Origin of the sequence: Syntrophomonas sp. UBA1041, from assembly GCF_002316705.1 — a bacterium.
Taxonomy (GTDB): domain Bacteria; phylum Bacillota; class Syntrophomonadia; order Syntrophomonadales; family Syntrophomonadaceae; genus DTU019.
The window spans coordinates 47,709-69,489 of record NZ_DCEA01000003.1 but is presented as its reverse complement, the minus strand read 5'-3'; the positions used below and the strand labels follow the sequence as shown (position 1 = coordinate 69,489).

The following is a 21,781-nucleotide window of genomic DNA, read 5'->3' as shown; positions in this document are numbered from 1 at the left end:
ATACCTCCTAGCTATTGTTACTTCGGAATGACCACCAGCGAGGGTTTGGTCAGTTCAGGAGCAGGCAGCCATTGAATCTGCGCCACGCCCCCCTCGGTCTTTTGTAAATCAACCAGTCTGCCGAAAGTTAAGGCTTGGGTAGGGCAAGCCTCCACGCAGGCAGGTTTTAGGCCTTTTGCCTGGCGTTCATAGCAAAAATGGCATTTGGTGATTCTGCCGGTTTCTTCACTCAATTGAGGAGCATGGTAAGGGCAAGCATACAGGCAGTATTTACACCCTACACAGATTTCTTTGTCATGCACAACGATCCCGTCTTTATCCCGCTTTTTGTAGGCCTTGACCGGACATACCGAAACACATACCGGTTTTTCACAATGATTACAGCTGATAGAAAGATAAACCTCCGGTCTGCCGCTGCTGATAACCCGACGCCATTTTACGCCGTCTTCCCATTTGTTAGTAGTCTTGCAGGCGGTGGCACATTTCCGGCAGCCGATACATTTTTGCTGATCATGCATGAACCCCAATTGATCAGGGTACTTGGGTATATTTGGATCCGCTTGTGCTAACTGTCCCGGTAAAACACCGACAGCCAGGGTGCCGGCGAATAATGCTCCCATTTTTATGACACTGCGGCGGCTGATTTTTAACTCATTTGATTTGTCCATTTTAGTCTCCTTCCCCCGTGAGTTGGCACAGTGGTAAAAATCCCCTTCTTCCTTAATTCACTTATGGCAATTTCTCCGATTCTTCCGGTGATAGCACCGGTAATCAAAGCAGATACGAGAAGGATGGGGAGATAATAAAATACGATAAACTGACCCAGCAACAAAGAGGCCACGATGATCTGGGCGGTATTATGAATGAATGCCCCCAGGACACTGATCCCTTTGATACTGAAATACTGCGAGAATCTTTTATAAATCAGCAGCATGATCAAGGCGCTCAGGATGCCCCCGCTTAGGCTAAAAGCCAGCATCATTACGCCTCTGGTCAATAACGCCACCACAAAACAGCGGATGATCACTATCAATAGCACATCTGTCAAAGGCAGAAAGACAAGAGCCACTAAGGTAATAATATTTGCCAAGCCGAGTTTTACTCCCGGAACGGGTACTGGCACTGGAATGATCGATTCCAGCAAGGATACTAATATTGCATTGGTAACCAATATGATGATGACTGCATATCTCCGATTTTTGCTCATCATGACCCGCTTTCTAAAAGTGACAGACTTAAAATCCAGCTTTTTGAAAATGAGGGCATCCCAAATTATAAAGTGAATTATCTATGGAACACCCTCTTTTGATTGTCACTTTAGTTGTACCTGTAGACGCAGCTGTTACGGATTATTTAACCGGAATCTTTACCTCTGCCCGGCTATCATAAGCCTTTTTCAGCGCTCCGATGAAATCGCCGTGGGCATCTTTGAGGCTGACACTTGCGCCGGAGGTTACATCTGCCAGAACCTGTTTTTCTTCATCGGTGAGCTGGGAATACTTCGCCTGCTCGTCAGGGTCGGTTGAATTTGCTTTCAAGGGACGGCCGTTTTTATCGGAAGTATTCTTAGCAAACCACGCCTCAACTTCAGCGACTGTTTTGCCTTTAAAAAACTCTTCATATACCGCATATTGTTCCGATATATTCATGCCATAAGCAGCATCGCCGCGTTCGAGCTTGGTTTGCCATTCACTTACTTCTTTGGCAGCTATTTCAACGGTACTGGCGGGGGCGGTCAGATAACCGGCTTGTCCAGGCCAGCCTGAAAAACGAGGTGCGCCTTCATGTTCTGAATCGTTGGGAGAGAGGACTTCCAATGCATCAAAATGTACGCTGATTATTTTGCCTTCCTTGTCAAACGTAGCGTCCGCAGTAACAGTAGAAATAGAGTAAATTTGCCCCCCGGCAGCATCTTTGCCAGGCCCGACACGGAAAACCGAGGTCTGTCCTGATCCATTGGAGACCGTTAATTCCTTGGGCTGGAATATGAATCCGGCAATAAATACCACGATTGCCACCAAAGCAACGACTACGGCAACGATCTTCATCTTTGACATACAAAATCCTCCCACTTGATTTTATTGAATAGTACATAATGAGTTTCACACCTGAGGAGGATATTTTAAATCCTGATTTATGTCCCGGCAATAAGTACATTTGTCCCGAACAGGGCTTTTTGCATCCGCCAGGCTTGCAGAGGCTTGCTTCCTGTCCTGTAAACGTAAAAAGAGTAAATACATTGTTTTCACGGCTTGATCTTTCCAATATCATCATTTTCTTCCGCTTGTCCTGGGCTGTCCCAAAGCTTAAAATGGCTCTAGAAACATTACTATTTTAGTCGTATTTATCCTGTTTAATAAAGGGTATATAAAAGAGAATTTAAGCTGCCTGTTTGTTTAAAGAAAGCGGGCAGCTAACGTTTCACAGCAGAAAGGGATAAAAGTGGCTCTGCGAAGACATCTATTGAAACTGATAGGGTTAGTTTTGGTCATAGTCGCGGCGGCATGGCTATTAACTGCTGTTGCTGCCAACAAGCGCGATGAGATGGCGAACAAAGCCTTTGTGGCGGATTCTTTTGCTATGGGAACAGTCATATCTCAAAAGGTATTTGGGGCAAATGGACAGACTGCGGTTGACGAGGCTACAACGAAGATCGAGGATCTGGATAAACTGCTGACATTTAATGACACGCAAGGGGATATCTACAGGCTTAATCAAAATGCGGGGATTATGGGCATTGAACTGGATCCGGCGACAGTAAAAATCATCAATAAAGCGCAAGAGATATCTGAAATGAGTCATGGGGCCTTCGATATCACAGTAGGCCCCCTGGTAAAAACCTGGCAAATAGGAACAGATGCACAGCGCATCCCGTCACAAGAAGAACTGAACAGATTGCTGCCTTTGGTCAATTACGAAGATATCGACATTGATAATAATGTGGTCACTATCAAAAATAAAGGGCAGATGATCGATCTCGGAGGCATTGCCAAGGGATATGCAGGGGACGCGGTTATTGAGATCTACAGGAGACAGGGCATTACTTCCGCTTTTATCAATTTGGGCGGAAATGTTGTAACACTTGGTAACAAGCCAGACGGCGCCCCATGGAAAGTCGGGATCCGTGATCCCAGGCCGGCAGGAAATCCGAGTGGGAAAGATATTGGAATCGTTAAAGTAACGGATAAAGCGGTTGTTACAGCTGGAGATGATCAACGTTATTTTATGGAAAATGGACGGCGTTATCATCATATTCTGGATCCCAAAACCGGATATCCGGCCGAATCTGATTTGATGAGTGTAACCTTGATCACTGAATCTTCGCTGGATGCTGATGCTCTGGATACTGCCGTCTATATTTTAGGCCTTGAAAAGGGCAGGGAGCTGATCCGGCAGTATGGAGGCGTTGAAGCTGTGTTTATTACAATCGACAAAAAGATCTATGTTACAGAAGGGCTAAAAGAAAGTTTTGAGTTCCTTGGTGAGGGCAGCGGATACGTTTACCAGCAATAACATCGAACGGGGAAGCGAAATATGGAAAACATGAAAAGGTTTAAAAGAGGCGATCTGTTTTTATACTTGATAGGGTTTATCATCATGCTTTCACTGGCGGGATTCTACCTTAAGGGTGAGGCTGCCCAAGGCGAAGAGATCGATGGGCGCACAGCGGTGATAAGCAGAGATGGCAATAGAATAGCGGAGTTAGACTTAGATACGCTGGAAGAACCCCGGTATTTTAAACTTGAGGATGGCATCCAGGTAACCATTGTAGCGGAAAAAGGCTCCATAAAGTTCTTGGAAGCCGAGTGCCCGGATAAAATCTGTGTAAAAACAGGGACATTAACCAAACCCGGAGACCAGGCCGTCTGCATGCCTAGCAGAACCATCGTCAGAATCTTAGATAACTAAAGGATAAACCTCGATGAATAATACATTGAACAGAACGTTGCATCCCTTGAAAAAGGGAAAAGCTCAAGGACTAACCGCCATGAATAAGAAAAATCACAGTACTTTCATAGACTTGGATGGGTTTATTAAAGCCCTTCTGGCGATTGGCATAGCAACGCTGCCGTTTTATTTTGAAAAGCAGGCCAGTTATGAAATATTTCTGGTTTATCTATTGATGGTTACCCTGGTATCAAGAATTCGATATCGCACCTTATTACTCAGCGCCGGGTCGTATTGTATTATCGTGTTGATCCCTTATTTATTCGGGATATTGATGAATATATCCCTTTATTATTTGACTAAAAACGAAGCATTTATCATTCATCAAGGGTCTCAAGAGGTCTTCTCCAGGTTATTCAGATTGTTCATTATCTGGTATGCAAGCATCCTTTATTTCCATACCACCCCCATTGAAACAGTCTTGGGCTTATTGGATAAATTGCTTTTCCCTTTTAAGTTGATCAAGCTGCCGGTTCAGGATTACTTAAAAGTAGTCATGTGCATCGTCATGGAATTGAAGGGGACCGGGGAAAAGTTAAAGACAGGATTTGTAGAGCAGGGCCGCTCCGTGATCGGAGGAAGCCGGCGCAATCTGAAGTCAAAATTAAACGGGATATCGCAAATCATCGTTTCGTCGCTGGTCGATTCGTTCCAAAAGCTGGATGAGTTAGAAAGGATGGTCGAAAAAGTCAGCGCCCAGGACCTGTTCGAGTATGAACTCAAAATGACCAGACACGAGGGGATCGCCGCCTTAAGTATCACTTTGTTGATATTGACGCTTTACATTATTGAAAAAGGGAATGGACTGCTCATATGACTATCATTGAATTCTTATTATATCTAATCTATGGGTTTTCTATGGTCATGATGGGGACTTTCGCCATCATGCAAAAAGATTCCAAGATAATGAACTTCTCGTTAATAAGATCCATTAAGTATTTGGGCTATTTTGGAATTATCCATGGCATGAGTGAATGGATCACCATGATCATCAAACTTGAGTTATGTCATCCCCATCTGTATATTCAAGTTTATTATGTTAACCTGATGCTCAAAGCCTTATCCTTTACATTCCTTTTATACTTCGGGCTGGACTTATTAGCTATTCGGGAAAAGTACAAGAATATTTTGCTGAGAATACCTTTGCTTGGTTTTCTGCTGTATTTATTTGGTTTCTATTTGTTAACTTCTCATTATGGTGTGGATTATCATTTGTCGAATGATCATTTCAAGATTATTAGCATACGTTATTTGATGGCAGTTCCGAGTTGCGCCATAGCTGCCGCCGCTTTGTATGCGAATGCCCGGTTGATAGAGAAAACCAAATCCGCTGAAATAGCGAAAAGGTACAAGAATTTGTCCTGGATCTTCATCGCTTACGGTTTTGTAGAAGGATTGCTGGTATCCAAAGCGGCTTTTTTCCCGGCCAATATTATCAATAACGAGATATTTCCAGAATACTTCATCCTAATCACCTTATCTTTTAAGGCAATCGTCGGATTTATCATCAATTATTCATTGATCAAAGTAATCGATACTTTTAGCTGGGAACAAGAGGAAAGGCTGTTTCAATTGGAAAAACTCAGAATAGCCTCTGAAGAAAGAAGAAAACTGGGACTTGAAATACACGACGGCATTATTCAGCAATTGTATGCCATAGGATTGAAAATTGAGTATCTATCCAGATACAAAGAAGACAAAGCTTCGGCAATAAATATTCTAGAAGAAGTAAAAGTGAATATAACGGCAACTATAAATAAGATCAGGGAATTTATATCTGCCGATGCTTTAGATGAAATTGAACTGGATAGATTAAAAGACAGCCTGGAACAGTTGGTGCGTAAATACAATGAAACTCAAAGTGTAGAGATTGTGCTGAAGTGTAAGCTTTCCCCTTATACAGTGGGTGATTTATTAGCAGAGAAGACCACGCAGATTTATTATATTGTTCAGGAAGCTATCACCAATGTTATCAAGCATTCTCAAGCCGATCATGCTGAGGTCTTATTGGAGGGTACCCCTGATTTTATTTATATAACTATCACTGATAACGGGATAGGGATCTCTCAGGACATAAAGCTGGAGCAACAGTTTGGCATCCGTTCCATGAAGGAAAGAGCCCAAAGAGTCAATGGATTTTTCAAAATCGAAAGCCTGCTTAAAGGTACTCGGATCGAACTTAAAATACCCTGTGAGGAAGCACTGATATGAGCGATTATATTAAAGTATTGATAGTAGATGATCACGATATCGTCAGGGATGGATTAAAGCTGATTTTGGAACTGGATGAGCGAATTATGGTATGTGGGGAGGCCAATGGTCTTCAGGAAGCCCTTGATTCGATACAAAAAACGTGCCCGGATGTTGTGCTGCTTGACTTTCGGCTGCCTGACGGGGACGGGGTCAATGGGTGTTTAACCATTAAGAGGCGCTTCCCTCAAATCAAGATTATTATCTTAACGGCTTTTTCGCAAAATCATTTAGTCATTGAAACAATCAGAGCAGGCGCGGATGGTTATTTGTTGAAAAATATCAAGAGTCAGGAATTAATAGAGAATATCATTAAGGTTTATGAGGGCGATTGCGTCTTAGATACTTCCGTAACCGAGGGCGTTTTCAACAACATTGCCATTCCGGATATCGAATTGCCTTCACAGGACCTTAATCTGAGCTCGAGAGAAAAAAATATATTGCAGATATTGAGCCAGGGCAAGTCGAATTGTGAGATTGCTGAAGCCCTGGGTATCTCCGAAAAAACGGTTCGCAACTATATCAGCACCATATTCAAGAAACTAAATGTTACCAATAGGACTGAGGCGGCGGGTTACTGGATCAGAACGCGAAATAACTATTCCAGTTCGTTTGAGCCCCAGGGTTAATATGCAGAAGTGTGAGAGTCACCTGAGATGACTGAAGGATGCGTCCCGTTTAATGAGGGTATGCCTAAATTGGCGTAAAGTCCAAATCGATATAGAGTAAGGCGGTAGTTTTTAGGGGCAGTTGGCCGGCGTAGTCAACTGCCCCTTTAAATTTGCATTATGCTTTATGGCTTTCTGATGTCAATCCTGTTTGATCCGAGATACGCTGCCGAATAGATCGAGGGCGGGCCAAAACGGAGTGCCGCTGCGTATTATATTAGAGGCATAATTAGGAAGTTAAGTGGCGCCGGATCTGATAAGCCGGTATTAGCAGAGGAGGAGAATATTATGTATTCGGTTGGGGCTATTGTTATAGCCGCAATGTTGTCTGAGGCGGTCTGGGAAACCGGAAAAATGGTCTGGCAAAAAGGCAAAGTGTCAGTGGATCGTGTGGGAGCGCTGGTAGTCGGATTGCTTATTGCTGTAGGAGCGGGTTTGGATATGTTTTTACTGGTTGGCATAAACTTTTTTCATCCACTTATCGGCCAAATACTAACCGGGATACTGTTATCCAGAGGCGCTAACTTTGTCCACGATTTACTGAAATCCGCTGAAGGTATAGTTCAACGGAAGAAAGCTACCCCCTAATTGTTTGGGGGATTTTAATATCAACGATAGGGTGAGGTTATGTACGAGCAAATCCGGGAGAATCTATTTCGAATTAAAATCCCCCTGCCCCGCAATTCTCCTAAGGCTCTCATGTTTTCTCCAGGGCAGGATGAACCTGTCAATCGGCACCAGGTTTAATCAAGAAGCAAGGAATTGCGGGATGGAGTGATACTTTTTTAAGCGACAAAAAGGACCGTCCCCATTTGGCATTTTTGTTTCAAAAAAATTCATTTTTTAATTCGCATACAAATATACTGTTAAATATCAAACATTGTGTTACTATAATTGCGAGGTGATAATGTTGGATATTAAAATTGAGAGCCTGATACCTTTTGAAAAAATCAAGAACGATGTAGATTCGGTTTTTCAGTTGGTTGACAAGAACAATACCGTAGTTCTGCTGAAAAACAACCAGCCGGTATATTTGATAGTCAAATATGCGGCCGATGGGGAAGCCCTTGGAAACATAACAGTCGCCAGCAGCGAAGGCAAAACTGCCGGAAAACGCGGTCGCAAAAGCAAAGCCCCCGGGAGCCGGAAAGCCCGCAAAGGCAAAACCGCCGAAAGCGCCGGCGAAAGCGTCAATACAGGGAGCAGCGAAACCCCCAAGTACACGCTGCAGGAAGCTATGAAGCTGGTTCTGTCGGAAACCGAGGGGAAACAGATGCATGCCGCTGAACTGGCCGAAGAAGTATACCAGCGCGGGTTGTATCTAAAAAAGAACGGCGCCAAGGCGGAATACAACCAGCTGCGCGCCAGATGCACCCATTATCCGGATTTGTTTGAGGCTCTGCCGGGAAATATCATAAAGCTCAGAGAAGTTGTAGAATAGGGGATATCGATGGCGTGAAACGCCCTGCCAAGGCTAAAAGTAATTCAACCCCACTTGGATTCGGCCGGGGAGCAGCTCCATTATAATGTAAGACAGCCATTTTTCACGGCGCTTATTAGTCATTGAGCCGGGATTTATCATCAGAATGCCCCTTTTGGTCTGTACCAGAGGCTGATGACTGTGCCCGAAAATTATCAGGTCCACATTATCATCTGCGAATTGATCATAAGCCCTTTCCAGGGTGGTTTTGTCGTGCCCGTGACCGTGGAAAATCCCGATTCTATATCCTGACAGAGTAATCACCTGTTTCTCCCTGGTGGCGCGTCTGATCCTGATTTCATCGCAATTTCCCCACACACTGTACAGCTTCTTATAACTCTTCATAAATTCGTAGGTCTCAAAGCTTACGAAATCGCCGGTATGAATAATCACTTCGACTTCGTGAAAAGCATTCCTCACCAGAGCCAACCAGTCGTCCGCAAGCTCGGTTATATGAGTATCGGAAAGAATCCCTATTTTCATGGTATAACCTCCTAACCCAAGTGGAACGGTTCTTGCTTTCTCCCGGGAGAGCCGCCTGTGTCTCAGGCGCCATGAGTGGGGGCTTTGTAGGTTGACCAACCCAGCAAATCGTAAATCACTCAGTAGGCCAGCAAACCTTCGATAATCATAGCCACACCTAGAATACCGAGTACAATGCTTACCCAGCCGCTCATAACCAGGGGATTAAAAATAACCAGGTAGAGCAGAACCAAACCGGCAACAAGCCTGATGATACGGTCTAAATAGCCCAGGTTGCGGCGCAAGGACAAATGCACGTCATAACACCTCCATATTCCCATTATGCGCATTATTCAAACGGGTGATTCACGGCCGGCGGGAAAGTATCGACTTTGGCTGACCCGCGCGCACAAATTCTTGATTTGCTTTCTGCCGAGGCACAAGGCAGAAGCGTTCCCGGCTTGCGCAGGAATAATAGTTTTGAATCGCGAATATTCAGGTGAATTTGATTCTAATTGTAGAGGTGTTGAAAATGGAATACTATGCTGGCCTGATTTTATTTAAAGGAGTCATGTATGAGCATCTTTGAAATTATTATGCTAATATGTTTTGGATTTGCGTGGCCATTTTCGATTTATAAATCCTATAAATCCGGTTCTAATGAAGGAAAGAGCCTGATATTTCTGTTCATTGTTTTTACAGGGTATATTGCCGGGATCTTGCACAAAATATTATACAACTTCGATATAGTTGTATATTTATATGCTTTAGATGGAGTTTTGGTGGGAATTGATATTTTGTTATTCCTGAGGAACCAAAGAAGAGCAAGCGGGAACTGTTCTTGACTTGCGCTTTAGTATAATCCCGTGGTAGTTTCATATAGGGGATGATTGAGCCCCGATCGGCTGCAAGAAAATTTTAGAATTAAAATGTATCCCTCCGTCATACTTGAAGCTGGAAAAGTCATTTTTAAGAGAGTGCTTTCCTCGATAAAAACGGGGAAATGAAGGTGAGCTATGGATTATCATAAACCAATACCGTTAAAACAACCCCCCGTTCTCGATGCTATAGAAGTTGAAGAGAACGGCGAACCGCTGGTATGCTTGTCAGACTATGGGGAGGATTTCATATTTGAACCGGTGTATTATAATAAAGGGATTCAAGGCTCGATAAATACACTCTATGCCCGGGAACAGGTTGCCCAAAAACTATTGAAGGCATCCAAATTATTGCCGCACGGTTACAAATTCAAGATTTTCGATGCCTGGCGGCCCTTCGATGTCCAAATGAGTTTGTACAACAGTTTTTTACAGGAGAATCTGGAATTGAAATCTGCCGGTAAATCCCTGGAGGAAATCCGTAAAATAACCCGCCAGTATGTTACTTTTCCCAGCCGGGACCCTATGAAACCCTTTTTACATGCTACGGGCGGAGCCATCGACTTGACGATTGTTGATCAAGGCCGGTATGTCGATATGGGTACCGAATTTGATGCCTTTATGGATAAAGCGCATACATGCTATTTTGAGATAAATAATAGTGATGCGACCATTACCAGAAACCGCCGTTTATTATATAATGTCATGAGCGAATGCGGTTTCGTAAATTACCCTTTTGAGTGGTGGCACTTTGATTACGGTGACCCGGTTTGGGCGTTTTATAATAGCTGCAATGCCATTTACGGAGGAATCGGCAGCTGCGAATAATTCATATTGATTACGCTCTCTGAAAGTGTGTGTAACAAAAAGCTGCAAGAAACACTATCAAGAAAGTTGATGTTCATTTAAATGAAAAATAATCGGTTGGGCAAGAATAGAAAGTCCATGAAGTACGTCACGGTTATGCTGGTTATCGTTACCGTATTGCTCTGGCTGCTTTGTCTGGCGGTTGAATACATTCTGGGCTCCCGCTCGGGAGATTTTGAGTTTTTGGCGATAATGGAGACAGTGGCCGAGAATCTTATCGGTATACTCCCCCCGCTTATTATCTTCAACTTTGCTTACGAATATTTTACTAAGCTGTATGTATCCGAAGAAATATCGGAAAAAATCGCTGAGACCATGATGAGCAATACCGATGTTATCGATCGTTTCAGCGATGAATCCAAAAAGGATTTTGTCTTCGCCTCTCTGAACTCGATTCTCAACAAGGAAAAAGGCGAAGTTGTCTACAATATCATCAAGCCGTACATAGATTTTGAGTTTAATATTAGGAGAAATTTTAAGTATTTTATTAGTTTGGATGAATATCGCGGCAAGAACTGGCTTTTCTCTTGCGATGATTACTATGCTGTCACTGAAAGAATCTCGTATACTAAGGTGCTGTCGAGCAATAAAACATTCCAGAGTGTTTTTAAACTGGGCTTTTTTGTGCAAGATGCCGATCTCGATGAAAAACTCAAAGCCGATACTTATCTTTTTAGAGAGAACTTGCAGATAAAGAACCAAGACCTGATAAGATTGATAGCTCTCACGGATGAGGAAAAATTAGATTTTGTAAAGAACCAGCTGGCGCTAAAAGTCTTGATAAACAAAACCGCAGCACAGCTAGTGAGTGTTGAAATCGGGGAGAACGGCATTGAGCTGGTATTTGAGACCGTTCACTTGAATTTGACCGAAGCGCAGGTCGAGATATATTTTGTCATGCCCCAATTAAAAAGTAAAAACAAATTTTTGGTATCCATTCCCGAACCCACCTGCAAAGTAGATATTTCTTTCTATTACCCCCGCGATTACTTGAATGTCACTTTAATTCCTTTTTTGAACGGAGAGTACAACAGCAAAGATGCTGTTCAAGTGGACGGCGTCAGAAATATCGAGTTTGATAACTGGGTCATCCCCATGAGCGGAGCCGTTTTTATCTGGGAAGAATGCAAGTAGCCGCGCAAAAGATTGGTTTTATTCCCCATAATACAGAACCAGACGGTTCTGGTGTCAACTCCACACCTTTCCCAGTACATGGGTGTAGAAAAACATAACAATTAACTGGTGCCAAACTGTTTGCGACTGGGTACCGGGTCTTAATAATGGGTCTTAATAATGTATGGAAATGATTCCACATCTATTTTAGGTTGGGTATGAATATGAATGAGTCAATTGATAAATTTGGGAAACGTTGGCAAGACTATATCAGTAAAACGGAAAAGCTGGACAAGTATTCAGACAGATTAAGCTCGCTGCGTTTATACTGCTTCCTCATCGGTGCTTTATTAACCGGGATGGTTTTTTACTATAGCGGACCAACCCCTGGATTTATCCTTTTAAGTATTTCGTTGAGCACTTTTTTATGCCTGGTCCTAAAGCATGATAAGGTTATCAGGCAGGCCAACCGATATCGCTATATGGTAGAAATAAATCATAAATGCGTGCAGCGGCTGGAAGGGGATTGGACCTGCTTTGATGATGATGGAAAAGAATATGCCAATCCTCAACACAGATATATTGATGATCTGGACATTTTCGGACGCAGCTCGCTGTTTCAGTGGCTAAATACCAGCAATACCTATCAGGGAAGAGAATTTATCCGAGATTGGCTGGAAAATCCTCTGCAGGATAGGGCGAGGATTACCGAAAGGCAAAAAGCCGTCCAGGAACTCGCTTTGAAGCTGGACTGGACTCAGGATTTACAGTGCCTGGGCATGGGGGCAGCGAATTTTAAGAAAAATCCTGAAAACCTCTTTGCCTATGTGGAAAATGCAGAGCAGCTGTTTTCTAAAGCTTGGATCAAGGCTATATTTTATATCCTGCCCGTTATGACCATCGCATCTTTTATTCTCGGGTATGGAGCTCGATCTGTTTCGATATATATACCCCTGGTTTTGTTCGGCTTACAGTTCATTGTTAATATCTGGGGAAGCCGGCGGGTAAACCAGATTCTGGATACGGTCCATACCTATAAAAACAAGCTATCTGTTTATCAGGGACTGTTCGAGCATATCGAAAAGGAAACGTTTCGCGAGCCTTATCTGTTGGAACTACAATCCGGGCTGTTTAATCAAGACGAGCCCGCCTCACAACAGATAAAAGTTCTGGACAAGATTGTCGGAGCGATTGGATTTAAGTATAATCCGATTATTTATTTTATTCTTAATAATGTAATTTTTATGGATTTCCATTGTGTATTTGCCCTGGAAAGATGGAGAGCCAAATCCGGTTCATACTTGCGTAAATGGGTCTATCATCTCGGCATATATGAAGCCCTGTCAAGCATGGCTTTGCTTGCCCAGTTAAACCCTCATTGGTGTTATCCTGAGTTTGATCAGAACAAGCTTTTTATTAACGCCGAGGATATAGGACATCCGCTCATTGCTGCAAAAAACAGAGTTGTCAACCAACTTAGCGTGGAAAACCAGATATGTGTTGTTACGGGCTCCAACATGTCAGGAAAAACGACTTTACTAAGGACCATAGGGGTAAATTTGGTGCTGGCCTATGCCGGGGCTCCGGTATGTGCCAGGCATTTTGCCTGTTCAATCATGGATATCTTTACTTCGATGCGGATCAATGACGATTTAAATAGCGGCATCTCTACATTTTATGCGGAATTGCTGCGGATAAAAATGATCATTGATTATGCCCAAAACCATGTTCCCATGATATTTCTCATTGATGAGTTGTTTAGAGGAACCAATTCACGGGATCGGGTTGCGGGGGCCCGGAATGTTCTTATGAACCTTAATAAAGATTGGATTATCGGTTTGATATCGACCCATGATTATCAATTGTGCGATTTTGAAGATGAGCCGGGCGGTAGGATCAAAAACTATCATTTTATTGAAACCTACTCAGACGATGCAATACAGTTTGACTACCGCCTAAGATCAGGACCATGCAAAACCAGCAACGCCAGGTATCTGATGAGGATGATTGGCATTGACATATTGGATTAGTTTCGCGGAATTGTCGGCGGGCTGACTCCGGCGTCCGGGTGACAGGCTGACAAGGGTGAAGGGGACCGTCACCGTCCCTAACGGTCACCCCCGCTTGCGCGCATGCCTTTAATGCCTTTAATAACCGGTCCCCGCTTACGGCATAATTATGATAATATAGACTAGGAAATTATCTGAAAAGGTGAAGCTCAATGAGTATTTTCGGTCAAGCGATCAAGGGCACAGTTGGATTGCTGGCTAATGGACTTGATTGCATTATCACCGCAAGTACCCGTCAGATCGGGAAAAAGTACAGAGATAGCGACCTTGTTAAAACCGCCGGTGAGATCGGATCCAATACGGTGCGGGTGACGGAAAACACGGTTAAAACCTTGACCGACGTAGTGGATGGAGGCCTTGAGGCTGGAGCAGGTTATCTTATAAAGGATGAAATAAAGGTAGACAGCGGCATAAAAAGGGCTAAAACCGCGGGTAAAGATCTGGTTTCGGGTGTGGAACGAGGAATTGCCAGTACTTATGAAGCAGGCGCCAAGACCACCGGCAGCGCAGTGGAGGCCGGGAAGCATTATTTCAAAGGCGACAAAACGATGGCCCGTCAGGAGCTGGCCAATACCAAGACGCATGCTAAAGAATTGGGTAAATTAATAGTGGTGGGTTTGCTGGCATTTGGGGCTATGGATAATGGTGTTAAAAACAAGAGCAACCAAATAGTATGATAGCAAATACCTCAACCGACCAGAAATATAAACCGCAACGTCAATGCGCGTTGCATCGTTGCTGATTAATACTGAACCAACGACATATCTGGAGCTTTTTATATAGATTATGAATTATATGAATGATATTACTGATGCGATTAGAAGTTTTATTAGGTATGTAGATGCTGCGGCCGTTAAGCTGAAGCAGCCGGTGAAAATATATTTAGCTGTAGTGCTTGCGGTGCTGCTTGCGGCGAGCGCTCCTATCCGCGCCGCCGCGGCGAATGAAGCTTTTCAAACGCCCCAGATCGTATCTGAATCGGCGGTACTGATGGATGCTAAAACCGGGCAGGTTTTATATGAGAAAAACATGCATACCCAGCTGTACCCGGCCTCCATTACCAAGATCCTGACCATACTTCTGGGAATAGAACACGGCCAGCAGCAGGATAAGGTTACTATGTCGCGGGAAGCGGTGTTCAGCATCCTCAGGGGATCTTCGCATATCGCCCTTACAGATGGCGAAGAGATAACCCTTGAACAGGCCTTGATGGCGGCCATGCTGCCTTCGGCCAACGACGCCAGCAACGGCATCGCCGAACACATCAGCGGCAGCGTGGAGGATTTTGCGGTGTTGATGAACCAGCGTGCCCGTGAAGCCGGGGCCTTGAACAGCAATTTCGTCAACCCCCACGGGTTGCCCGATGAGGAGCATGTGAGCACTGCCTATGACATGGCTATGATCACCAGGGTTGCCTTGCAGAACGATAAATTCAGGGGGATTTTTGGAACGGTACGCTACACCATTCCCTCGACCAACAAGCAGCCTGAGTCCCGTGATTTGTGGTCGGAGCACAGAATGCTCACCACCAACAAATTTTACTATGAGGGAGTGATAGGGGGCAAGACCGGCTATACCGCGATATCCCAGAATACGCTGGTGACGGCCGCCCAGCGCGGGGATCGCGAACTCATCGCGGTGGTCATGAAAAGTCAGGCTTACGGGGTGTATACTGATACCATGGCCCTGTTTGATTACGGATTCAATCAGTTTACAGAAGCCAGCTTTAATCCCGCTGAACTTGTAACCCCTTCCCGCGGCCAGGACCAAACCAAACTTATAGCCGATATTTTAAATCAAAATCAAGATACTATTTTTACCCGGCTGATTCACAACAGTATCAGCCCTGAGGAGGTATCGGTTGATTACCGGCTGGTGGATGAAAGTCAGAACAAACCGCCTGATCTGCAGTTGAATATTCGACTTGACTCCGCCGGCAGCCTGCAGTATGCCGATTTGGGATCGGTGTATCTATATAATTTTGATCCTGCGGAAGAAAACGGCCGGCCGGCTTGGGTCAGCTTCGTTGTCACGGCCTTCAAGGTGCTGGCATATCTGATAATAGGCATTGTAGCCCTGTTGTTTATCTTGCGCTGGTTCATCAGAGCGCGCCGCATGCTGAAGCGCAGAATCAGGCTATAAATCCAGAATCGCCAGCGGGGAGGTTCTTAAAACGGCAGACTGTCTAAGAAGTTAAAACCGCCCGTCATGCGGGCGGTTTCAGCTGATATTGCTGTTATACAGGATCCCTATTCACATTAACCGGGTGGTTATTTCATAAATCACACAACATAAAATCCAATTTGGGCTGGCTTATGTAATAGCTCTCTATTCAAGCGCGGATTCATCCGCAATGGGATCTTCTGCGCCTTCATCTGAATTCTCATCGGCAGCCCCGTCATCAACGATGTTTTCGTCAGTGGTCCCCTCGCCGGTATTCTCATCGACAGTGCCTTCATCCGGAACGGCTTGATCGCCTTCAGGGTCAGAGGCCACTATGTCCACAGTAGAGGTTTCACTGTTCCATAAAACCGTATAACCCAACGCCTCAGCCGCATAACGAATGGGGATGCAGGTCCGGTCCCCGGTTAAAACTGCCTTGGTGTCCATTTCTTTTGCTTCCCCATTAACAGTGTAAGTATTGTTCCCAATAACAAATACTACAACGATCCCGTCTTTTTCAAAGGTAGCCTGATATTGTTCTGCATCCCAGCTCACAGTTGCCCCTAAAGCTTCCATCGGAGCTCTCATCGGAACCAGGGTACGATTATTTTCATCTATGTAAGGCTTTTGGTCCACAAACTCCACGGCCTGTCCTTCGATCAACACTGGAATGTCGGCAGCGATTGCCTGTGTGGCAAACAAGCCTATCATCAGAATCGCAAATACCAGAATCAATTTTTGCTTCATGAGTACCTCCTAATCTTTACCTGAACTCTTAAGTACAACTGAAATAACTCTCCCGGTTTGTCCTGATATTTAATATATGTTAAGCAACTGCTGTAGGCAACCAGGCTAATTTGAACATTATGGCCGAATATCTAACAATAACTCCATATTTCATGGAAATATTATCATGTTTATTTGAGAGATTAGCCTCATAGGTAAATATTACATATACAGGGTGACCACTGGGTGGCGACTGCCGAAGGGCAATATTGGGGGACGGTCCCGGCTTGCATCCTTGCCTCAGGCATAAAACTAATAAATAGCCATATTATGGTTATAAGACCAGTAAAGGTATTAGGGCTGGGGAGGAGAAAACTTGGATAGCAGTCTGACCGTTCCTGGTATCTTTGATGATAATCCCAACATTTGTTTAATTGTGGTGGATAAAGAGGGCTTAGTCAAATACATGAATAAGACCTATCTGCGGGTGCTGAAATTGTCTGCAGACAAGGCATTGGGGCAGCCGATCGCCTCCATCACCCCGGCCACACAGACCACCAAAGTCCTTCGCACCGGCAAGGCGATAACCGCCTATAACTGGAACATCAACGGCTATCAGATGATCGCTTCTGCAGTTCCGATTTTCAAAGAAGATGAGTTGGTGGGCTGCTTCTCTTACAGTATTTCCATGAATATCTGGGACCACAAGAATATACTGGAGAACCTTCTGGCGGAAAACAACATGCTCAAAGGCGAGGTTTTGAATGCACATACCTCAAGATACTCTTTTGATGATCTGATTGGGGAAGAACGCGTATTTCTCCAGGCCAAAATTCTGGCCAGGCAGGTAGCCCGGCAGGATAATACCAAGGTGCTGATCATCGGCGAAAGCGGCACTGGCAAAGAGTTGTTCGCCCATGCCATTCACAAGGCCAGTATACGCTGTAACCGCCCTTTTGTGCGGGTTAACTGCGCGGCCATTCCGGAGTCACTGCTGGAGGCCGAGCTTTTTGGCTATGAGGACGGGGCCTTCACCGGAGCCAAAAAAGGAGGCCGGTTGGGGAAATTTGAACTGGCTAACCACGGCACCATTTTCCTCGATGAAATCGGGGAAATGCCCCTGGCCATGCAGAGCAAGCTCCTGGTAGTTTTGCAGGAACAGGTCATCGAGCGTTTGGGGGGCAACAACCCAATCGATATCAATGTGCGGGTCATTTCGGCCACCAATCGCAACCTGGAATTGATGGTGCAAAAAGGGTCATTCCGGGAGGACCTGTTTTACCGGCTGAACGTGATGCAGATAGAGATACCCCCCTTAAGGAATAGAAAAGGCGATATCTTGCACATGGTCAGTACCTTCTTGAATGGTTTAAACCAGAGATTAAATATGAATATCAAAGGGATCAAGGGTGAGGCCCTGGACATCTTGCTCAAGTATTCCTGGCCCGGAAATGTCCGGGAATTGGAAAATGTCATGGAAAGGGCCATGAGCCTGGCCCACATGGATCAGGTGGACATGATCGGGAAGAGGCATCTGGCCTTCATCTGTGCCAAATTAAAACTCAATTGCTTTGATGGCAGCAAAGGCTTGAAAACCATTGTGCAGGAGTTTGAAGAACAGCTCATCTGCGACGCCCTGGCGGAGACCGGGCAGAACAAATCGCTGGCCGCCCAATACCTGAATATAGACGTTTCTTCCCTGTACCGCAAAATGAGAAAGTACGGCATACCTATCGACTGAGCGAAAACAATCCCCCCGCCCGAACTTCCAACCAACAGAGCCCCCTTTTCCCAGGTTTTTCATCATCATATGGCACATCTGAAAATCCATTCTTATTTCTGCCACAAGCCAAACTACGGACTTGAAGGTCTTATCCCCGCAGTCTGGCAATTCTGCCTGAAAATAAACTTCGGCTCACTTCGAAACTAACCCTGTTAATCCCGGTATATTGGGATTTTTAAGCCATGCAAAATCGTGGCATGAAGTTTGCAAATTTGGTAGCCAGAAGTTCAGAAAGGGGGGATAACCGGAATTCTGCCGTTTAACTGTTTAGCTGAGAAAAGGAAGGGATAAACATGGGATTTGGCTTTACTTACAATGAGGATCAATTGGCACTGCAGCGCACTGTGAGGAAGTTCGCGGAAAACGAGATCGTTCCGGTGCGCCATGATTATGACGAGTCAGAGGAATTCCCCTGGCCGGTAGTTAAGAAAATGCACGAACTAGGGATTTCCTGCATGAACGCCCCGGAGAAATACAACGGCATGACCTTTGGCAACGTCGGTCTGTGCATGGTGGTCGAGGAGATCTGCAAGGCCTGTTTGGGCATCGCCATCACCCCCCTGGCCAACATGCTGGCCTCGGAACCGGTTCTGTACGGCGGTACTGAGGAGCAGCAGGAGTGGTGGTTCCCGGGCATCTGCGAAGATGGGCAGCTGGCTTCGTATGCGGTTACCGAGCCCGGGGCCGGGTCAGATGTGGCCGGTTTATCGACCACCGCCAAAAAAGACGGCGACTACTACATCCTCAACGGCACCAAATGTTTCATCACCAATGCCCGCTATGCCGACAAGTATACCGTTCTGGCCACCCACGACAAGAGCAAAGGCAACCGGGCCCAGTCATTTTTCATGGTTGACCGCAACACCGAAGGCCTTTCCATTGGCAAAAGCGAGCATAAGATGGGCATGCGCTGTTCCGACACCTCAGAACTGATCCTGGACAATGTGAAGGTGCACAAGAAGTTTCGCCTGGGTGAAGAAGGGGACGGCTTTAAGCTGGCTATGAAGGCCTTCAACTCCTCGCGCCCCTTTATCGCGGCCGCTGCCGTAGGGGTGGCCAACGGGGCCTTTGAATTCGCCCGGGATTACGCCAAAGAACGGCGGGCCTTCGGCAAGCCCATTGCGAGTTTTCAAGCCGTCCAATTCATGCTGGCGGATATGAAGATGAATATCGAAGCTTCACGGCTGCTATACCAAAAGGCCGCCTGGCTGCTGGATGAAAAGATGATGGCCGCCGAGATCTCCGCTATCTGCAAATGTTTCGCCGCCGATATGTGCATGCAGGTCACCACCGACGCGGTGCAGATTCTGGGGGGCTATGGATTCTGCCGGGATTATCCGGTGGAGAAGATGATGCGCGATTCCAAGATACTGCAAATCTTTGAAGGCACCTCGCAGATCCAAAGGGTTATTATCGCCAAAGACCTGCTGGCCTAGCGTAATGGCCCCATTAGCGGACCGCCTGCGGGAATATGCTTTGGCCTGACCGCAGCAAGCAGGGAGTGCTAGTAAAACTGAAGGAGGAGTAAGAGAATGCTTTTTCAACCCATGCCGGTTAAAAAAGGCCGCGCCAAACCGCCAACATACAAAATCATGACCGCCAAGGAGGCGGTAGAAAAGTACATCCATGAAGACTGTTACCTGGGCATGACTGTCAGCGCCGCTCCGGCGGCCCTCATATGGGAGATAGTGAGGCAGCGTGACCGCATCAAAACCCTGGATCTGGTCATCACCAGCCAGATCGGGATGTCGTCCGCCCTGATCGGGGCCGGTCTGGTCCGCAAGATCGAGATGGGCTATAACTGGGGCGGTATTGAAGGGGAAGACAAGGTTTTCCGCCGCGCCGTGGAAAAGGGCATCCCCCGGCCTCTGGAAGTCGAAGACTACAGCAATTTCGGGGCCGCCATGCGGTGGGCCGCGGCTTCCATGGGATTGCCTTTCATGCCTACCAAATCACAGCTGGGCTCTGACATCATCAAGTACAATCCCAAAATAAAGGTAATGGACGATCCCTATACCAACCAGCCGATAGCCCTGGTTCCGGCTTCATATCCGGATGTGGCGGTAATCCATGCCTCCCGGGCTGATGAAATCGGCAATGTGCAATGCTTTGGACTGTATGGCAACACCGACACTCTGGCCCGGTCGGCCAAGCATGTCATTGTCAGCGTGGAGGAAATAATCACTTCGGCGGAAATCCGGCGCATGCCCAACCTCACCACCATCCCTTACTACTATGTCGACGCCGTGGTTCATGCTCCTTTCGGGGCGCATTGGCGGGAATCCAATTATTACTACCATCATGACCTGGCCTTTGGGCTGGATGCTTACCGGCAGTTCGCCACCCGGGAAGGCTTCGAGGAATGGGCTGAAAAATACATCCTGGGTACCAGGGACTGGAACGAATACTGCCAGCTGGTGGGTTATGACCGGCTTTACCGCCTGATGCAGAGCGAACACAAATATCAGCAATTCGGAGAGGTGAGGTGATTATTATGTCCCAATATACCCGTGATTACAATATGCCCGAGCTAATGGCGGCCACGGCAGCCCGAGAGATCCAGGACGGGGAATTGGCCTTTATAGGAGTCGGTATGCCCTTGATGGCAGCTACGGTGGCAAAATTCAGTCATGCCCCCAATTTCAACATGATGGTTGAATATGGCGCTATGGGACCGGCGCCGCTGCGTCTGCCGATGTGCGTGGATTGTGCGGTCAACAATGAGCGGGCTTACTTTGCGGGCAGTCAGCGAGAAGTCATGGGGGCCCAGCAGGCCGGTTTTGTGGATGTGGCCTGCATCAGCGGAGCCCAGATTGACAAATATGGCAATCTGAACTCCACCGCCATCGGTGACTACTATGCCCCCAAGGTTCGCCTGGCGGGAAGCGGCGGGGCCAATGACCTGGCCTCGTCAGCCGGACGGACCATAATCATGATGCGCCAGGATGGACGCAACTTCGTGAATGAAGTCGATTACCTTACCTCACCCGGGCATTTGAGCGGTCCGGGGGCGCGAGAAAAAGCCGGTCTGGTCGGGTCAGGTCCGGCCGCCGTGATTACCACCATGGGCGTATACCGTTTCGATGCTGAAACCAGAGAGATGTACCTGGAAAAGATTCACCCGGGAGTGGATATTGAAAACATCAAAAAGGCGGTGCAGTGGGATCTGGCCATATCGCCCCATCTCACTGAGACCGAGCTGCCCACCGAGGAGCAAATCATGATCATGCGCACCCTGGATCCCCTGGCAGTATACCTGGGAACGGGCCGCCAGACCCTGGCGGGCGATTTCGAGGCCTTTATGGCGATGTTCGAGAACAGCTATCACCCCATGATCAAGTTGATGCGTAGCAAAGGCATGATGTAAACCAGTG

At 46.2% G+C, this 21,781-nt stretch carries 22 protein-coding genes; 16 read left to right on the top strand and 6 right to left on the bottom strand.

Annotated features, from left to right (window positions below; translation table 11 throughout):
- Positions 1 to 17: 17 nt before the first annotated feature.
- From B2633_RS00860 to B2633_RS00850, 3 genes are all read right to left on the bottom strand, one after another.
- A complete protein-coding gene (locus B2633_RS00860; protein WP_483168645.1) occupies positions 18 to 668 on the bottom strand; it encodes a 4Fe-4S dicluster domain-containing protein in 651 nt (216 codons plus the stop codon).
- Positions 647 to 1,207, bottom strand: coding sequence for a Gx transporter family protein (locus B2633_RS00855; RefSeq protein ID WP_483168644.1), 561 nt, complete (start codon positions 1,205 to 1,207; stop codon positions 647 to 649). The genes B2633_RS00860 and B2633_RS00855 overlap by 22 nt, the downstream gene beginning before the upstream one ends.
- Positions 1,208 to 1,349: 142 nt before the next feature.
- Entirely contained in the window at positions 1,350 to 2,057 is a 708-nt protein-coding gene (locus B2633_RS00850; protein WP_483168643.1) for an FMN-binding protein, read from the bottom strand.
- Between the two features lie 379 nt (positions 2,058 to 2,436).
- Here B2633_RS00850 and B2633_RS00845 point away from each other — a divergent pair, with 379 nt between their 5' ends.
- From B2633_RS00845 to B2633_RS00815, 7 genes are all read left to right on the top strand, one after another.
- Positions 2,437 to 3,513, top strand: coding sequence for an FAD:protein FMN transferase (locus B2633_RS00845; protein WP_483168704.1), 1,077 nt, complete (start codon positions 2,437 to 2,439; stop codon positions 3,511 to 3,513).
- 21 nt (positions 3,514 to 3,534) lie between these two features.
- A complete protein-coding gene (locus B2633_RS00840) occupies positions 3,535 to 3,909 on the top strand; it encodes a NusG domain II-containing protein (RefSeq protein ID WP_483168642.1) in 375 nt (124 codons plus the stop codon).
- Positions 3,910 to 3,934: 25 nt separating this feature from the next.
- Entirely contained in the window at positions 3,935 to 4,765 is an 831-nt protein-coding gene (locus B2633_RS00835; protein ID WP_483168641.1) for an energy-coupling factor transporter transmembrane component T family protein, read from the top strand.
- Positions 4,762 to 6,159, top strand: a complete 1,398-nt coding sequence (locus B2633_RS00830; RefSeq protein WP_483168640.1) for a sensor histidine kinase — start codon at positions 4,762 to 4,764, stop codon at positions 6,157 to 6,159. Before B2633_RS00835 ends, B2633_RS00830 begins: the two co-directional genes overlap by 4 nt.
- Positions 6,156 to 6,827 (top strand): response regulator transcription factor, encoded by a 672-nt coding sequence (locus B2633_RS00825; protein WP_481038340.1) that lies wholly within the window; start codon positions 6,156 to 6,158, stop codon positions 6,825 to 6,827. Before B2633_RS00830 ends, B2633_RS00825 begins: the two co-directional genes overlap by 4 nt.
- Positions 6,828 to 7,154: 327 nt before the next feature.
- Positions 7,155 to 7,454 carry a hypothetical protein gene (locus B2633_RS00820; protein ID WP_483168639.1) on the top strand — a complete coding sequence of 100 codons (300 nt, stop codon included), beginning with the start codon at positions 7,155 to 7,157 and terminating at the stop codon, positions 7,452 to 7,454.
- A 322-nt stretch (positions 7,455 to 7,776) separates the two neighbouring features.
- Positions 7,777 to 8,307 (top strand): hypothetical protein, encoded by a 531-nt coding sequence (locus B2633_RS00815; RefSeq protein WP_483168638.1) that lies wholly within the window; start codon positions 7,777 to 7,779, stop codon positions 8,305 to 8,307.
- Positions 8,308 to 8,340: 33 nt separating this feature from the next.
- On the opposite strand, the gene B2633_RS00810 is transcribed toward B2633_RS00815, so the two are convergent.
- The gene (locus B2633_RS00810; protein WP_483168637.1) at positions 8,341 to 8,829 is read right to left on the bottom strand and encodes a YfcE family phosphodiesterase; all 489 of its coding nucleotides are present in this window, start codon (positions 8,827 to 8,829) and stop codon (positions 8,341 to 8,343) included.
- Between the two features lie 119 nt (positions 8,830 to 8,948).
- The gene (locus B2633_RS00805; RefSeq protein WP_481038344.1) at positions 8,949 to 9,125 is read right to left on the bottom strand and encodes a YgaP family membrane protein; all 177 of its coding nucleotides are present in this window, start codon (positions 9,123 to 9,125) and stop codon (positions 8,949 to 8,951) included.
- Positions 9,126 to 9,824: 699 nt separating this feature from the next.
- Here B2633_RS00805 and B2633_RS00800 point away from each other — a divergent pair.
- The 5 genes from B2633_RS00800 to B2633_RS00780 all read left to right on the top strand — a co-directional run bounded on the left by B2633_RS00800 (position 9,825) and on the right by B2633_RS00780 (position 15,877).
- A complete protein-coding gene (locus B2633_RS00800) occupies positions 9,825 to 10,514 on the top strand; it encodes a M15 family metallopeptidase (protein WP_483168636.1) in 690 nt (229 codons plus the stop codon).
- An 81-nt stretch (positions 10,515 to 10,595) separates the two neighbouring features.
- Entirely contained in the window at positions 10,596 to 11,687 is a 1,092-nt protein-coding gene (locus B2633_RS00795) for a hypothetical protein (RefSeq protein WP_483168635.1), read from the top strand.
- A 203-nt stretch (positions 11,688 to 11,890) separates the two neighbouring features.
- On the top strand, positions 11,891 to 13,696 hold the full coding sequence (locus B2633_RS00790) for a MutS-related protein (RefSeq protein ID WP_483168634.1): 1,806 nt from the start codon (positions 11,891 to 11,893) through the stop codon (positions 13,694 to 13,696).
- A gap of 191 nt (positions 13,697 to 13,887) precedes the next feature.
- Positions 13,888 to 14,412 (top strand): hypothetical protein, encoded by a 525-nt coding sequence (locus tag B2633_RS00785; protein WP_483168632.1) that lies wholly within the window; start codon positions 13,888 to 13,890, stop codon positions 14,410 to 14,412.
- A 118-nt stretch (positions 14,413 to 14,530) separates the two neighbouring features.
- Positions 14,531 to 15,877 carry a D-alanyl-D-alanine carboxypeptidase family protein gene (locus B2633_RS00780; RefSeq protein ID WP_483168631.1) on the top strand — a complete coding sequence of 449 codons (1,347 nt, stop codon included), beginning with the start codon at positions 14,531 to 14,533 and terminating at the stop codon, positions 15,875 to 15,877.
- Positions 15,878 to 16,063: 186 nt separating this feature from the next.
- Here B2633_RS00780 and B2633_RS00775 read toward each other — a convergent pair whose 3' ends face one another.
- Complete coding sequence (locus B2633_RS00775) at positions 16,064 to 16,645, bottom strand: copper amine oxidase N-terminal domain-containing protein (protein ID WP_483168630.1); 582 nt, start codon at positions 16,643 to 16,645, stop codon at positions 16,064 to 16,066.
- 355 nt (positions 16,646 to 17,000) lie between these two features.
- Between B2633_RS00775 and B2633_RS00770 the strand changes: the two genes are divergently transcribed.
- From B2633_RS00770 to B2633_RS00755, 4 genes are all read left to right on the top strand, one after another.
- Complete coding sequence (locus B2633_RS00770) at positions 17,001 to 18,365, top strand: sigma-54 interaction domain-containing protein (protein WP_483168629.1); 1,365 nt, start codon at positions 17,001 to 17,003, stop codon at positions 18,363 to 18,365.
- Positions 18,366 to 18,700: 335 nt separating this feature from the next.
- Positions 18,701 to 19,843: an acyl-CoA dehydrogenase family protein gene (locus B2633_RS00765; protein ID WP_481038353.1), complete on the top strand. Its 1,143-nt coding sequence runs from the start codon at positions 18,701 to 18,703 to the stop codon at positions 19,841 to 19,843.
- Positions 19,844 to 19,939: 96 nt separating this feature from the next.
- The gene (locus B2633_RS00760; protein WP_483168628.1) at positions 19,940 to 20,896 is read left to right on the top strand and encodes a CoA transferase subunit A; all 957 of its coding nucleotides are present in this window, start codon (positions 19,940 to 19,942) and stop codon (positions 20,894 to 20,896) included.
- Between the two features lie 5 nt (positions 20,897 to 20,901).
- Positions 20,902 to 21,774 carry a CoA-transferase subunit beta gene (locus B2633_RS00755; RefSeq protein ID WP_483168627.1) on the top strand — a complete coding sequence of 291 codons (873 nt, stop codon included), beginning with the start codon at positions 20,902 to 20,904 and terminating at the stop codon, positions 21,772 to 21,774.
- Positions 21,775 to 21,781: the final 7 nt, after the last annotated feature.

Bases quoted from the DNA above. Each gene is read 5' to 3' on its own strand.
- B2633_RS00860 (WP_483168645.1), bottom strand. From the start codon at position 668: ATGGACAAATCAAATGAGTTAAAAATCAGCCGCCGCAGTGTCATAAAA.
- B2633_RS00855 (WP_483168644.1), bottom strand. From the start codon at position 1,207: ATGAGCAAAAATCGGAGATATGCAGTCATCATCATATTGGTTACCAAT.
- B2633_RS00850 (WP_483168643.1), bottom strand. From the start codon at position 2,057: ATGTCAAAGATGAAGATCGTTGCCGTAGTCGTTGCTTTGGTGGCAATC.
- B2633_RS00840 (WP_483168642.1), top strand. From the start codon at position 3,535: ATGGAAAACATGAAAAGGTTTAAAAGAGGCGATCTGTTTTTATACTTG.
- B2633_RS00830 (WP_483168640.1), top strand. From the start codon at position 4,762: ATGACTATCATTGAATTCTTATTATATCTAATCTATGGGTTTTCTATG.
- B2633_RS00825 (WP_481038340.1), top strand. From the start codon at position 6,156: ATGAGCGATTATATTAAAGTATTGATAGTAGATGATCACGATATCGTC.
- B2633_RS00820 (WP_483168639.1), top strand. From the start codon at position 7,155: ATGTATTCGGTTGGGGCTATTGTTATAGCCGCAATGTTGTCTGAGGCG.
- B2633_RS00810 (WP_483168637.1), bottom strand. From the start codon at position 8,829: ATGAAAATAGGGATTCTTTCCGATACTCATATAACCGAGCTTGCGGAC.
- B2633_RS00800 (WP_483168636.1), top strand. From the start codon at position 9,825: ATGGATTATCATAAACCAATACCGTTAAAACAACCCCCCGTTCTCGAT.
- B2633_RS00795 (WP_483168635.1), top strand. From the start codon at position 10,596: ATGAAAAATAATCGGTTGGGCAAGAATAGAAAGTCCATGAAGTACGTC.
- B2633_RS00790 (WP_483168634.1), top strand. From the start codon at position 11,891: ATGAATGAGTCAATTGATAAATTTGGGAAACGTTGGCAAGACTATATC.
- B2633_RS00785 (WP_483168632.1), top strand. From the start codon at position 13,888: ATGAGTATTTTCGGTCAAGCGATCAAGGGCACAGTTGGATTGCTGGCT.
- B2633_RS00780 (WP_483168631.1), top strand. From the start codon at position 14,531: ATGAATGATATTACTGATGCGATTAGAAGTTTTATTAGGTATGTAGAT.
- B2633_RS00775 (WP_483168630.1), bottom strand. From the start codon at position 16,645: ATGAAGCAAAAATTGATTCTGGTATTTGCGATTCTGATGATAGGCTTG.
- B2633_RS00765 (WP_481038353.1), top strand. From the start codon at position 18,701: ATGGGATTTGGCTTTACTTACAATGAGGATCAATTGGCACTGCAGCGC.
- B2633_RS00760 (WP_483168628.1), top strand. From the start codon at position 19,940: ATGCTTTTTCAACCCATGCCGGTTAAAAAAGGCCGCGCCAAACCGCCA.
- B2633_RS00755 (WP_483168627.1), top strand. From the start codon at position 20,902: ATGTCCCAATATACCCGTGATTACAATATGCCCGAGCTAATGGCGGCC.